General features: G+C 55.9%; 5 protein-coding genes. 4 read left to right on the top strand and 1 reads right to left on the bottom strand.

Annotation, left to right across the window (positions count from 1 at the left end; all coding sequences use genetic code 11):
• Positions 1 to 423 precede the first annotated feature (423 nt).
• The 4 genes from QD336_RS14370 (at position 424) to QD336_RS14355 (ending at position 14,608) form a co-directional block, all read left to right on the top strand.
• Positions 424 to 8,952, top strand: a complete 8,529-nt coding sequence (locus QD336_RS14370) for a peroxidase family protein (RefSeq protein WP_499171116.1) — start codon at positions 424 to 426, stop codon at positions 8,950 to 8,952.
• A gap of 172 nt (positions 8,953 to 9,124) precedes the next feature.
• The gene (locus tag QD336_RS14365) at positions 9,125 to 10,861 is read left to right on the top strand and encodes a type I secretion system permease/ATPase (protein WP_499171115.1); all 1,737 of its coding nucleotides are present in this window, start codon (positions 9,125 to 9,127) and stop codon (positions 10,859 to 10,861) included.
• 46 nt (positions 10,862 to 10,907) lie between these two features.
• Positions 10,908 to 13,259 (top strand): cadherin-like domain-containing protein, encoded by a 2,352-nt coding sequence (locus QD336_RS14360; RefSeq protein WP_499171114.1) that lies wholly within the window; start codon positions 10,908 to 10,910, stop codon positions 13,257 to 13,259.
• Between the two features lie 38 nt (positions 13,260 to 13,297).
• Positions 13,298 to 14,608, top strand: a complete 1,311-nt coding sequence (locus QD336_RS14355; RefSeq protein ID WP_499171113.1) for an HlyD family type I secretion periplasmic adaptor subunit — start codon at positions 13,298 to 13,300, stop codon at positions 14,606 to 14,608.
• A gap of 235 nt (positions 14,609 to 14,843) precedes the next feature.
• On the opposite strand, the gene QD336_RS14350 is transcribed toward QD336_RS14355, so the two are convergent.
• Positions 14,844 to 15,017, bottom strand: a complete 174-nt coding sequence (locus tag QD336_RS14350; protein ID WP_499171112.1) for a hypothetical protein — start codon at positions 15,015 to 15,017, stop codon at positions 14,844 to 14,846.
• Between the last annotated feature and the right edge of the window lie 50 nt (positions 15,018 to 15,067).

Genomic DNA, 15,067 nt, shown 5'->3' with positions numbered 1-15,067 from the left:
GATTCAGAAGACGAACTCTTGACAGGATCGGTCTCGTTCGGTGGCGAAGATCTCATATGTGAACTCGCAGGCGGTTTTCACCAATGTGTTCTCGAAAATCTGATTTTTAATTAACTCCGCCGAACATTCGGCGATTTTCCCAAGTCAGAGTACGCAACTCGCTATCGTCGCAATTTGACCCCACCAAGGGCTGAACTTCTCAGACTAAAGTCCGATGTCTCGTCCGACGAAGGGGCATGAAAGAACTGGACCATGTGAAGTGTCACAAAGCAAGCGTTTCCTGCAACCTGTGATCATGAGGGCGAAGGGGACCTTCTTCTGGTAAGGGGAAGATATGTTGATTGTGCTGCGCCCAATCAGAACCTTTCAAAGCCTCCATCAATGTAACGGCGTTTTAGCGCTCTGGCGCTTTTGGAGGGGAAAATGGCTGCTTTCACACTCAACCAGGCTGACCTGGCATTTGTTCTTCATCAGATCAAAGTCGCAGAAGTCCACGCGTCCGGTGTGCCGCTTACTGAAATTCGGCTCAACCCTGATGGAACGGTGATTTCCGACCGGACACAGTATGACGCTGTCACCGGGGTCTATCTTGGAAACGCAGCAACGCCTCGCGCCATTCCCGACCCCCATGTGCCGGTCGGCCTTCGTACCGTTGATGGAACTTACAACAATATTGTCCCGGGCCGTGAACTATGGGGCGCTGCCGATCAGGCAATGCCACGTGCACTTGATCCGAATTTCCGCAACGATGCCGATGGCGACACGATGTCGCTTGGGGGCCCAGCCGTCGTAACCAACACCGACTATAGCGTTGTCGGCGCACCATCTGGAGCAAATGGCGGCCACACAGGCAACGTTGCGGACGCGGATCCACGCATCATCTCAAACCTGATTTCCGATATGAGCATCAACAATCCGGCTGCTGTGTCAGCCTGGTTCAACAATCCTCTGGCAGTTGCGGCATGGGAAGAGGCCAATCCTGGCATGGTTCCCGTTGCGCCCGGAGAACCGCTCGGCACAAACGGTGTGTATCTTACCAATGCCGACCTTGCTTCGATCCCGAACATTGCACCTGACGAAGGCCTGTCGGCACCGTTCAATGCGTGGATGACGTTCTTTGGTCAATTCTTCGACCATGGCCTGGATCTCATCAGCAAAGGCAACAACGGCTCGGTGTTCATTCCGCTTCAGGCCGATGATCCCCTGGTGCTTGGAGCTGACGGACTTCCTGGGACCGCAGACGACCTGCCTCCCAGCCTACGCTTCATGGTGATCACCCGCGCAGATCCCGTCGATGGCCCCGGTGCAGACGGTGTGATGGGAACGACTGATGACACACATCACGAGGCCCGCAACACCACAACTCCGTTCGTTGATCAGAACCAGACCTATACCTCCCATCCGTCGCATCAGGTTTTCCTGCGTGAATACGCAACGATAGGCGGCGTTACCGTTGCAACGGGCCGTTTGCTGGACGGCCCTCCTCCAGCCGGTTCACCTGCGGGAACACATGGCGGGCTTCCAACATGGGCAGATATCAAGGCCAACGCCCTGCAATTTCTGGGCATTCAGTTAAGCGATGCTGATGTCGTCAACCTGCCTCTGATCCGCACCGATCAATACGGTAATTTCATCCCCCATCCGGTGACAGGTTACGCGCAGGTTGTTACGGGTATCGGCGCCGATGGCATTCCAAACACGGCTGACGACGCTGTTGTCTCCGGCACGCCCTCAACACCCGTCAACACGTTCACGTCGCTGGCGCTGCGTACGGGCCATGCCTTCCTGGATGACATCGCTCACAATGCCAACCCTTTCAACAGCCAGACTGGAGCGCTAAAAACTGCGGACGCCGACGGTGTTGTCAATAGCGGACCCCTCGCGGCCGGTGTTTATGACAATGAGTTGCTCGAACGGCATTTCATCACGGGTGACGGGCGCGGTAACGAGAATATCGGCCTCACTGCTGTCCATCACATCTTCCATTCCGAGCACAATCGTCAGGTCGATTCCCAGAAGCTGACGATCCTGCAAAGCGGTAACGTCGCTTTCATCAACGAGTGGCTGGCAACAGATATCAGCAGCCTCCCGGCCGGCTTCGAAAATCTTCCAGCGATTGATCAGCTCGCTTATGCGCAAGGCCTGAACTGGGACGGCGAGCGCATGTTCCAGGCAGCCCGGTTCGCGACCGAGATGCAGTACCAGCACCTTGTGTTCGAAGAATTCGCACGCAAGATTCAGCCCGCGATCGATGTGTTTGTTTTCAACTCGGTCACTGACGTTAATCCGTCAATCTTCGCTGAATTTGCCCATACGGTTTATCGCTTCGGACACTCCATGCTGACCGACGGTATGCCACGTGTTTTCCTGAATGCCGATGGTACGGAAACGGCAGCAACTGAACCTGAGCTCGATCTCATTGAGGCTTTCCTCAATCCTGTGGCATTTGATCTCAACAACACGATCAGTGCCGATCAGGCCGCCGGCGCGATCGTGCGAGGCATGGTCGTTGAGCATGGCAATGAAATCGACGAATTCATCGTCAGCTCTCTGCGCAACAATCTGCTTGGTCTGCCGCTGGATCTTGGCGCAATCAACATTGCCCGCGGTCGCGATACGGGCGTGCCTTCACTCAACGACGCCCGTGCACAACTGTATGCGGCAAGCGGCTCCACATTCCTGAAGCCCTATGACAATTGGGTTGATTTTGCCGCCAATCTGAAAAACTCCGCGTCGGTTATCAACTTCATTGCAGCCTATGGCACGCATGGAACAATCACGGGCGAAACCACATTGGCCGGCAAGCGCGCGGCCGCAACAGCGCTCGTTATGGGCGGCACTGACGCCCCACTTGATCGCGTTGCCTATCTGACCAGCACAGGATCGTGGGCTGGCGTGGAAACTGGCCTCAACCTCATCGATCTCTGGATCGGCGGCCTTGCGGAAAAGAAGATGCCATTTGGCGGCATGCTGGGCTCGACTTTCAACGCCATCTTCGAAATGCAGCTCGAAAATCTGCAGGATGGTGACCGGTTCTACTATCTGACCCGCACACAGGGCCAGAACTTCCTCAACATGCTGGAGCAAAACTCGTTCGCCAAGATGATCATGGCGAATACGGATATTGCACAGCCGGGCGCTGACGGGATCAGAGGTACGGCAGATGACATTATCGCCCGTCACCTCGGTGTTGACGTCTTTGCCGATTACGATTTCGTTCTCGAGATCAACAAGGCGCATCAGGTCGGCGAAGACCCTGTTGGGGACGATCCGATCATGGCCGCTCTCGGTCTCGGCAAGGTCCAGCGTGATGATTTGACTACCGTGGATGTTGACGAAAGTGTCGCTGACACCAGCGCGGATCAAAGCGGCGCCACGGGACATTATCTTCGCTTCACTGGTGGTGAACATATCGTGGTCGGCGGCACGATAGGTAACGATACCATCATTACCGATTTTGGTGACGATGGTATCTGGGGTGATGCCGGCGACGACCGGATCGAGAGCGGCGCCGGCGTCGATCTCGTAAACGGCGGAGCAGGCAACGATATCATCACTGACTCGGGCGATACCGGCGACTTCATGAAGGGCGATGAAGGCGATGACGTGATCGCCAATTCGAACGGCATGGATATCGTCATGGGCGGAACCGGTAAGGACGTAGTCTTTGTCGGCGTGGACGACACGGAAGTTTTCGGTGGTGACGGCGACGACTTTATTCTTGGCGGTGACGGCGTCGATCTTCTCATGGGCAATGAAGGGGACGACTGGATGGAGGCGGGCGGCGGCTTCGACACGACGGCCGGAGACAACTCCGAGCTGTTCTTCAATTCGTCTATCGTCGGTCACGATGTCATGTTTGCCGGGAATGAAGAACACGATTTTGACGCGGAGTCCGGCGACGACATTATGGTCCAGGGCGAAAGCGTTATGCGCAATGAAGGTATGTTCGGCTTCGACTGGGCAATCTTCAAGGGCGTGGAAATGGACGCCTACGCTGACATGCGTATACCGATTTTCACCACGGAACAGGAAGACATCCTTCGCAACCGGTTCGACAAAACGGAAGCACTTTCCGGCTGGAATTACAACGATACACTGCTTGGCGACGACCGGGTCTTTGGCGACCTGGCGCCTGGTGATACGGTTGCCACAACGGAGGGTATCTTCTTCAAGGATGGTTTGACGCAGGCAGGCGTTGATCGAATTGAAGGCCTGCGTGAACTTCTTGGCAACCTGATTGCGGCGGCTCCAGCCAGCGGCAATCTGGAGGCGGTTACTGCTTTCGACCGTGGTAACATTCTCCTTGGTGGAGCAGGAAGTGACACTCTGCGTGGCAACGGTGGCGACGACTTCCTTAATGGCGATGCGTGGCTTAATGTTCGTATCCGCATCACGCCTGCTGGCGCCGATAACTCGGAAAGCAATCAGATTGCGACGGTAGACAGCCTAAAACATGTCTTCACCGAAGATGAAAATCCGGCATGGGCGGGAAAGTCGCTCTTTGAGTTGATGATTTCCCGTACGATCGTGCCAAGCCAGTTGCATATCGTCAGAGAGATTGTCTCATCGACGGCGCCGCTTGCAGGTACCGATACTGCAGAATTCAACGATGTTCGTGCAAATTACACGATCGCCAGAAACGCGGATGGCAGTTTCACGGTTACCCATAACACCGTTAGCAACGTCGTTGATCCTTTGACCGAGCGTAATCTCGTCTCGGATGGTGTCGACACCTTGCGAAATATAGAGGCGGCACGGTTTTCGGACGGTATCGAGGTGGCTCTCGTAAACCGGGCGGCAACAGGTGTGCCGGTGATTAGCGACACGTCGCCCACCGAGACACAGACATTGACTGCGGATACCTCCGGAATTGCTGATGAAAACGGCCTTGGAACATTCAGTTTCCAGTGGCAGGCATCGACCAACGGCACGACCTGGGCAAATGTCGGGGCGAACTCGGCAAACTTTACTCCCCAGCAGCCGCAGGTTGGTCAACACGTTCGCGTGGTCGTCAGCTTCACCGATGGGTTCGGCTCTGCTGAGCAAGTCGTTTCTTCGGCTACCGAAGTGGTCGGCGACGTCATTAGCGCCAGCAACGTCGGCACCGTCATCACTGGTACCGCAGGAGCGGATATCATTACCGGAAACCGCGGGAACGACACGATCAACGCCTTGGGCGGTGACGACGTTATTAACTGGAGCGCGAGCCTCCTGGGGCTGTTACCCGATGGTCGGGACAGCGTGAGCGGCGGCGCTGAGGGCCCCGACGGAGACTCTTTCGTTGTCAACGGCTCCGCACTTGCCGAGACCTATCGTGTCTATACCCGCGCGGCAGCAGTCAGCGCAGGAATGACAGGGATCGCCACGGCAACGGAAATCGTCATTACGCGCAATGGCACCACCAATGGCGCGATTATTGCAGAATTGACTGACATCGAGGAAATCGTCATCAACACCGGGGCGGGAAACGACACAGTCCTGGCAATCGGCGACTTTTCTCCGACCAATCTCAGCTTCAACACGATCACCATCAACGGCGAAGCAGACGACGAGACTGTTAATATCTCCGGGTTGATGTCAGCGCATCGGATTCTCTTCCGCAGCAATGGCGGTGACGATACAATCGTGGGGACCCTGCGTCCCCAGGACGTGATCGAACTGGCGCCGGGACAGCAGCTTTCCAGCTACACCCTTGTTGACAATGGCGACGGTACGAAATCCTTCTCAAATGGAACCCATTCGATCACTTTTACCGGCACCGTCGTACCCCAATTCCAGGAAGCCACCCCAAGCGAGGATGGAGACGACATTTCCGGCATCTTCGAATACACGCCAAGTGACCTGGCTGGTCTCAAAGCTCTCGTAAACGGCCTCTCGCCCAACGATGGCGATGATCCAGTTCCAACAGGGGTGCGCACCCTTTCCGGTCATGGCAACAATGCCGCAAATCCGGACGCAGGTGCGGTGGATACGCCTTTCATTCGCATCACCCATTCGCACTACGGGGAACCGGATGCCTTCGGAAACTCCGCGATCAATCCGATCTTTGCCGGGCTGGATCCGCGTAACATTAGCAACATTCTGGGTGCACAGGAAGCAAACCTGCCAAAAGCCGATGCCAACATCTTCTTCATGGCTTTCGGGCAATACTTCGACCACGGCCTGGATTTTCTCGGCAAAGGTGGAAATGGCACGATCCAGATCGGCGCGCCTGGCAACGGTGCCCCAGGCTCTGGAAATCCGGCTGACCTGACACGCGCAACCGTCGCCTATTATGACGATGGCGTTCCACAACACATAAACAAGACATCGCCGTTCGTCGATCAGAACCAGGCTTACGGTTCCAATGATCTCGTCGGGCAGTTCCTGCGCGAGGGCGATGGATCGGGTGGCCTTGGATCACACCTGCTTCAGGGCGGTGCGGATCCATCCAACCCCAACTTCAAGCTGATGCCAACATTGCGTGATCTTATCCTGCATCACTGGGAAAACGATACGGTTTTCCACTCACCTACACTCGCAGGCGGTCAGGCTAGCTTCCGCTCCTATTTCCCGGGTCTCGTTACGGCAGGCGTGGTCAATGAAGCCATGGTTGCTGGGCTTGCCTCGGACTTCATGGGCAGCACACACGCATTGCTTCTCGACACCAACCCATACATCAGCCTGCTCGATCACTACGTGGCAGGCGATGGCCGGGCAAACGAGAACATTGCTCTCACCTCAATGCACACCATCTGGGCCCGAAACCACAATTTTCATGTGGAAGGTCTCGAGGCAGCCGGTTTCGATGGCACCGCCGAGGAACTGTTTCAGGCCGCCAAGATGATCAATGAAGCCGAATACCAGCGTGTCGTCTTTACTGAATTTGCAGACAAGCTGATCGGCGGGATCAGGGGCGATGGCGATCATGGTTTTTCGGAGTACAATCCGAATGCGACGGCTGCGATCAGTCACGAATTCGCCGCCGCTGTCTACCGGGTCGGCCACTCGCTGATCGGCCAAACCATGACGGTGCTGGACGCAGATGGAAACCCAACTCAGGTTGCATTGTTCGATGCCTTCCTGAACCCGACGAACGATCCATCTGCCTTCAAGCTGCCACTCAGCACACTTGCCCAATACGGATATGTGCCGCAGGAAGGGTATGAGCAGCTTGGTGTCAGCGCGATCCTCGGAGGCATTGCAACACAACCTGCTGAGGCGGTCGATTTCAACATTGTCGACGCTGTGAGAAACGACCTCGTCCGTATCAATGCGGACCTGTTTGCCTTCAACGTTGCCAGAGGTTGGGACGTCGGACTTGGAACGCTCAACCAGGTTCGCATGGACCTTGCAGCATCCACTGACCCCTATGTTGCTGAAGCGCTGGGGTATGCAGGGGCAATGACGGCTTACGCCTCCTGGGACGATTTCCAGAGCCGCAACGGCCTATCAGATGCCGTCATGGCGCAGTTCCGGCAGGCCTATCCGGACCTCGTTCTGGAAGCCGGCGAACTCGAAGCTTTCCGGGCGATCAATCCCGATATCGAGATTGCAATGCAAGCCAATGGAACCGGCATTGTCAAAGGTATTGATCGTGTTGATCTCTGGGTCGGAGGTCTTGCTGAAAAACACATCAACGGCGGCATGGTCGGACAAACATTCTGGGTCGTCCTCCAGGAGCAGTTCGATCGTCTGCAGGAAGCCGACCGCTTCTATTACACGGACCGGTTCGACGATTTCGACTTCTATGAAAACTTCATCGACGGCCAGGAGTTCGCCGACATCATCGCTCGAAACACGGGCCTGACCAATCTTGACGAGGATATTTTCTCGCCAAGCGTTGAAGACAACGAGGAGGAAAACGACGACGACAACAATGATGACGACGATGATGATGGCGGCAGCGACAGCGGCGGCGATAACGACAATGAAGAAGAGGACGACGGCGAAGAAGACAACGATGATGATGATGATGGCGACGACGACGAGAGTGGCAGCGGCGAGGACGACGATGACACCTGCTCGCATGAAGACGACGATGACGATGGCCCTGTTGTCTCTATCCCGATCGCAGCCCTCGCCCTGATCGGTACCGCTGCGGGCGAAGTACTCGCTGGGCAAGCAGGCGATGACACAATACTTGCAGGTGGCGGCTCAGACGTACTGTCTGGGGATGCTGGTTCTGACATCCTGAGGGGCGAAGACGGCGACGACGTGATTGTCGCGGCTGCAGGCAACGATGTTGCAAGTGGTGGCATTGGCGATGACGAGTTGCATGGCGGCGCCGGTCACGATGTACTCTTCGGAAATAGCGGGGCCGATCTTCTCTTCGGAGATTCCGGTAACGACACCATCGAAGGTGGTGCCGGTGACGACCAGGCCTGGGGTGGCGATGGCGATGATATCGTTCTTGCAACAGCCTCTGACGGAAATGACCGGTATTGGGGCGATGCAGGCAAAGACACGCTCGACTACTCCGTTGCAACATCCAACCTGACGGCCGATCTCGGCACAGGCCTAATGGGACACGGCACGGCCGTGAGCGCCACGACTGGTAACGATACGTTCTACGGCTTCGAGAACTTCGTGGGTGGCTCTGGTCACGACGTGATCACAGCTTCGAATGCTGCGAACGTGATGGATGGTGGTCTTGGCAACGACACCTTCCGCTTCACAACGACGAGTGCAGCCAATGGCGACAGCATCTATGGCTTCCAGCCTGGCGACAAGATCGACTTCTCAGCGGTCGATGCCAACACAGGTGTTGCGGGTAAGCAGACCTTCGCAATCAACAGTCCAGCTTCGCTGACTGCGACCGGGGGTATTGCGATTACGCACGAAGTTCGTGACGGGGAGGACTTTACGGTCATTCGTGGTCACACCGATGCAGATGGGAACGCCGACTTTGAACTGGCGGTTTCAGGAAAGCACCATCTGACCAACGACGACTTCACAGGAGTTTCCTGAGCAACCGCGAGCGAACGGGGGACGGCTCCCGTTCGCTTCGAATTCCCAACGCCGGTGAGGACTGGCACCGGCGTTGCAAGCGACATGGGATGTCTTGGGTCAACCAAATCACTCCACGACATGCCGCGGACTTAACGCCGAATGTCGGCAAAGTTTCCAGGGGGAATTTCAGATGAGTGGCACCTGCAACAAAAAAGAAAACCAAATAAATGGCATAGGTGGCTTGATGATGTTTGTCTTCGGCCTGTCCGGCATCATCAATATTCTGGCCCTGACCGGCGCCTTCTACATGCTCCAGATCTATGACCGGGCGTTGACCAGCGGAAGCGTGTCAACGCTCGTCGCGTTATCTGGCCTGGCAATCGGCCTTTATCTTTTCCAGGGTCTCTTCGATATTTTGCGCTCGCAGATCCTGGTTAGGCTTGGCGCAAGACTGGACACACAACTGGCCCCACTCGCCCACAAAGTCGTCATTGACATGCCGCGCTATGGTTACTCTACGGCTGAAGCGACAGAGCGTGGCCGGGATGTCGATACGATCCGCGGCTTTCTGGCGAGCCCCGGCCTCATTGCGCTGTTCGATTTGCCCTGGATGCCCATTTACCTCGTATTCGTTTGGCTTCTGCACCCCATGCTTGGCATGCTGACAGTCGGCGGGGCGGTGGTTCTCGGTCTTTTGACGCTTTGCACGGAACTTCTGACACGGCGGCACGCCAAAGAGATGCTGAAGTCGACGGTCTTGCGCAACGCAGTCATCGATTCCAATGCTCGAAACAGCGATATCATGCACTCAATGGGCATTGCCGATCGCGCGGTCAGTCGTTTCGAGCGCGCCAATCGACGCCATCTCGATACACAAACCAAGACATCCGATATCTCCGGTACGTTTTCAGGCCTGTCTAAGGTTCTGAGGATGATGCTGCAGTCAGCAATTCTCGGTCTTGGCGCCTACCTTACGATCAAAGGCGAATTGTCGGCCGGTTCGATTATTGCTTCCTCGATCGTAACCGCTCGCGCACTCGCACCCGTGGATCAGGCAATCGCGCAGTGGAAGGGAATGGTGTCGGCCCGGCGCAGTCATGCTCGCCTGAAAGAAACACTGGCTGTTCTCGATGACAAAACAGCACTTTTGAACCTACCAGCGCCAAAGGAAACGCTGACTGTTGAAGGTATCACAACAGTTGCACCTCACAGCGGTGCTGTCCTTCTGAGTGATGTAAGCTTTGAGTTGAAGGCTGGTCAGGCACTCGCTTTGATCGGTCCGAGCGGTGGCGGGAAAACGACCCTTGCGCGATCCATTCTCGGTATCTGGCCAACACTTCGTGGTTCGGTTCGCATCGACGGTGCGGATCTCAAGCAATGGCCTTCGAGCTTTTTCAGTGAACATGTCGGCTACCTGCCACAGGATGTCTGCCTGATGGATGGAACCATCGCCGAGAATATTTCACGTTTTTCTGAAACACCGGAGGCTCGCACGATCCTCCAGGCTGCAAGAGCAGCAGGCATCCACGATATGATCGTTCGTCTGCCGAATGGCTATCAGACAGATCTGGGACCGAATGGCATGTCGCTTTCCGCCGGCCAGCGCCAACGTATCGGGCTAGCCCGCGCTCTCTATGGCAGTCCGTTCCTTGTCGTACTCGATGAACCGAACTCCAACCTCGATTCGGAAGGTGAAGAGGCCCTGATGAAAGCGATTGCCGCCGTACGCTGTCGCGGCGGGATCGTGGTGATGGTCGCCCATCGCCCAAGCGCCCTGCAATCCGCAGACATGGTCGGCGTTGTCCAGAACGGCAAGCTCGTAGCGTTTGGTCCAAGAGATGAAATCGTCAAAGGGCCACAACCGCAGCTGCTTCGCTCTGAACATACAAGGGTTCAGGCCTCGGCAGGCAATACTCCGGCAGAATGAATTTGTTCCGTTGCAACGCATAGAAGCAACAGGAGGAGAACATACAATGGAAGACAAACTTGTTCTGGGACTGCCCGACGTGGCAGCTTCTATAGCGCCAAAGAACCGCTTCGAACTTCACGATAAACCGGCCGCGCGCTACTGGAGCATTGTCAGCCCGGCACTCGCATTTGCCGCGATCGGTGCTTTTTTTGGAAAGCTTCACTCCGAAACACACGTCGTTGGACCGGATGTTCCGCATGAACCGCGGATCGAAGACCCAGTTGTCGAAACAGCCACGTTCTTGAACGACGCTTCGACGAACATCGACATAATAGAGGAAGTCGCCGCGTATCTCCGCCAAGTCGCAGAGGAAGCTGGCCGCGCTGAACGCAAAGTGAGGTTTTTCGCAGAACCCATGCCAATGCCCTCCACGTTTCATGCAAGGATTGACCTGAACCTCGAAAATCAAAACTTTCGTGCTTTCCTGCAATCCCTTTCTGCAAACGACAATCACAGGATCAATGGATACTTTGGGCCTCTGACGCAACTCGGTGCGCTTGGCAACGAAATCCCAATTGTCTGGTCCGAGAAAGACGGCTGGGACCCAGACGGAAGTCAACCTCAGGCGCCTGCTTCTTATCCCATTGAAAATTCCAGGGGCAACGACGTACCGGTCACTGGAGGAGGCACGCCTGCGACAGGCAACACGGGTGCGAACAGATTGCCCGTGGTTGCCGGGCGGGTGCTTCTCGGCAGTGGCTTGATGAACCTCTCAGCACTCATCCTTCTCGATAACCTGGCGTCGGCAGCGAGCGATCCAGATGGCGACACCCTGGCAATTCGAAACCTGCAGGTCTCTTCCGGCGTCGTACAGAGCTATGGCGAGGGGCGATGGCTGTACACACCAGAGCGCGGATATACAGGTGAAGTGACTTTCACCTACGGAATTAGCGATGGGCTCGGATCTGTGCTGGGAACAGCAATGCTGAACCTCGTCAAGGCAGCGCCACACGCCGTCGAAGGCACCAGTAACGACGATGTCCTGTTGGGCACGCCCGAGGAAGACGTGATAGCGGCTCTCGACGGGGACGATATCGTCTATGGTCGTGAGAACAACGACGTCATTTATGGCGGGAATGGAAATGACACGCTGATCGGAGGGACTGGAAACGACACGATCTATGGCGAGAGCGGCCACGACCGGATTTTCGGTGGCGAGGGTGACGATGTCATTTTTGGTGGCGAAGGCAACGACGAAATTTATGGTGAAGAAGGCGCTGACATCGTGTCCGGTGGTGAGGGCGATGACGTTGCCAGTGGTGGATCCGGCAATGACCACATGTTCGGAGATGCAGGCGACGACAGCCTTTCCGGGGATGCCGGGGAGGACCTGCTCGATGGCGGTGACGGCAACGACATGCTGTCGGGCGGTCTCGGCAACGACGCGGTAGTCGCTGGAGGCGGCAACGACACCATCGTCATCGGCCCTGGATCCGAGGAGGCGCGAGCCCCAGGACAGCTCTCCGGCGCCAGCGATGGTAACGACACATATTCTGGCGGTGATGGCTTCGACACGTATGACGCGTCCTCGGCTTCTGAAGCAGTGGTCATTGACCTCGCTGCCGAGACTGCATCGGGTTCGCAGATTGGAACAGACCAGGTCGTTGGATACGAAGCAGCGATTGGCGGCAGTGGAAACGACACGTTGACCGGCGATGACGGGAATAACCTCCTGATCGGAGGAACTGGCGATGATCGACTTACCGCAGGCAGCGGCAGCGATATCGTCAGTGGTGGCGCTGGCGATGATACTGTAGTCATTTTGTATACGAGCGACGGATCAAGCGATGGCGATGATCAATATTCAGGCGGTGAAGGGATCGATACCTACGACGCTTCTGCGACAATCACGGCAGTCATTATTGACCTTGAAGGTGGTACAGCAACGGGAGTCGAAATAGGGACAGATCAGTTGGAGGGCTTCGAAGTCGCCATTGCGGGACTCGGCAACGACGTCCTGGTCGCCAATTCAGACATCAATTTTTTGACGGGTGGCGCGGGCAACGACGTCTTCATTTTCCGTTCGGTGGAAGCCGTGTCCAACAACGGGCAAGGGACTGACAAGATACTAGACTTCCGGATTGGCGATCGGATTGATCTCTCCGATCTCGCAGATGAAATCGGCGGACTGATGTTCGACCGCATCATGGGTGAGATCGATGACCAGCAGGATGTGCGGCGCATCCGCCTATACAGCGAGTTTGCGGATGGCGAGACAGCCATTGTTCGCGCCGTCATCGATCTAGCCGGTGAACAGGACGACCTCGAGCTGCTGATCTACAGCCATCAGACGTTGACCGAAGACGATTTCATTCTTGCGGCTCGTGATGAGGACGCAGGATTGGCACGGGCGTAACAAAAAAGGCGAAAAGCCATATCGGGGAGTGTGCTGAGATGATGTATGAAAACAAAAACACAAAAAATCATGTGCAATCGGAAGCACTATCGTTCGGCATCGCGCTACGCGTCATCGTTTCAGGCGTTCTGGCAGCATTCCTGGTGTTTGGTGTGGGTGGATGGGCGGTCCAGGCAAAACTTGCTGGTGCGGTCGTCGCGCAAGGTCAGCTCGTCGTTCCTGAGCAGGTCAAGACTATCCAGCACCGTGATGGCGGGATTGTCGCTGACATTCCTGTTGCCAATGGAGATGCCGTAAAGGCTGGTGATGTGCTTCTCCGGTTTGACGAGACACAGACCAGGGTTGAACTGACGATCATCCGAAGCCAACTATCACAGCTGAAAGCGATGAAAATCCGCCTTGAGGCTGAGCGCGACGGTGAGGATACCGTTGCATTCTCCGATGGTTCTATCGTCCCTGAACTGGCTCGTAACGAAACCAAGCTTTTTCAGGAAAACCGCCGGATGATCCTCAATCAGAAACAGCAGCTGGAGATGCAAATCTCCCAGCTCGAAGACCAGATTGACGGTTTGATTTCGCAGAGGAAAGCGAACGACGTTGAAAAAAAGATCATCACCGAAGAGATCAGCGTGAGCGAAAGGCTCGCCAAAGGCGGGTTGATCAAGTTGTCGGAATTTCGCGACCTCCAGAAGCAGGTAGCCCGCATCGACGGGACCAGTGGTGAAGTGGCAGCCCGCGTGGCCGAGGCCGAAGGAGAGATTAGCGAATTGCGCATCAAGCTTCTTTCAATCGACCAGACAACGCGCTCTGAAACTCAGAAAGAGATTGTCTCGATCGAATCCAAGCTCGCCGAACTGGGAGAGCGCGAGATTGCTGCACATGACCGACTGTCGCGAATGGAAGTCCGCGCACCTGTTGATGGCTTCGTCTATGACCTTCAAATTCATACCATCAACGGCGTTATAGGTGCAGGTGCAACCATCATGTCGGTCGTTCCCCAGACTGACGACATGAAGGTCGAATTCCGGATACCCCCGGCGGATATCGATCGCGTTACCCCAGGGCAGGCCGCCAGAATGCGGCTGACCACCTTTAACAGTGCAACGACCCCAGAGGTATTTGGAATTGTTGAGTTCGTCGCAGCAGCAACCGTGATCGATAAGACGACCGGTCAACCTTACTATCTTGCGACAGTTGACATGATTGACCAACAGGAAGTCATCAGAGACCTTAAACTCATGCCTGGCATGCCCATCGAGGTTTTCGTTCATACGGCTGAGCGATCCGCATGGTCTTATCTGACGAAGCCTTTCACCGATCAGGTCATGAAAGCGTTTCGCGAAGAATGACTTGGAATAGACGACATCCAGTCAAAGGAGCCGAGATTAATCCGCAAGGGCGATGGACGGTACTTCCAGCAAGTCACAGACTGCGCTGCTGATTGGGCAACGATCCTCTCGGAAGGGAACGAATGCCTATCTTCATTGATCGGCACGATCTCTCCGGCTTTTCCGCCGCAGATATTGCCGCAGCACATCTCAAGGACCCAAGTGTCCAGGAGCAGTATGGCGTTCGGTTTCTGACTTACTGGTTCGATGAAAGGCGTGGGACGGCATTCTGGGCGGTTGCCACGATGGCGCTTGAGACGACGAGCGGCATCAGCAGGGCGACGAGCACGTGTTTGCGATCGAAGCGCGCCGCAAATCCCAGCGTCATCGGAGCCGCGATTACCGTAAAAAAGCCGGGTACGGTTACCATCAGTCCGGCCGTCCCCTCACTGATACCAAGGTCAGTCGCGATCAGCGGCA

Source organism: Rhizobium sp. BR 250, from assembly GCF_047445855.1.
Lineage (GTDB): Bacteria > Pseudomonadota > Alphaproteobacteria > Rhizobiales > Rhizobiaceae > Agrobacterium > Agrobacterium tumefaciens_I.
This window is presented reverse-complemented; position numbering and strand designations above follow the sequence as displayed.

Excerpts from the sequence above, each read along its gene's own strand:
- QD336_RS14370 (WP_499171116.1), top strand. The coding sequence starts at position 424 with ATGGCTGCTTTCACACTCAACCAGGCTGACCTGGCATTTGTTCTTCAT.
- QD336_RS14365 (WP_499171115.1), top strand. The coding sequence starts at position 9,125 with ATGAGTGGCACCTGCAACAAAAAAGAAAACCAAATAAATGGCATAGGT.
- QD336_RS14360 (WP_499171114.1), top strand. The coding sequence starts at position 10,908 with ATGGAAGACAAACTTGTTCTGGGACTGCCCGACGTGGCAGCTTCTATA.
- QD336_RS14355 (WP_499171113.1), top strand. The coding sequence starts at position 13,298 with ATGATGTATGAAAACAAAAACACAAAAAATCATGTGCAATCGGAAGCA.
- QD336_RS14350 (WP_499171112.1), bottom strand. The coding sequence starts at position 15,017 with ATGGTAACCGTACCCGGCTTTTTTACGGTAATCGCGGCTCCGATGACG.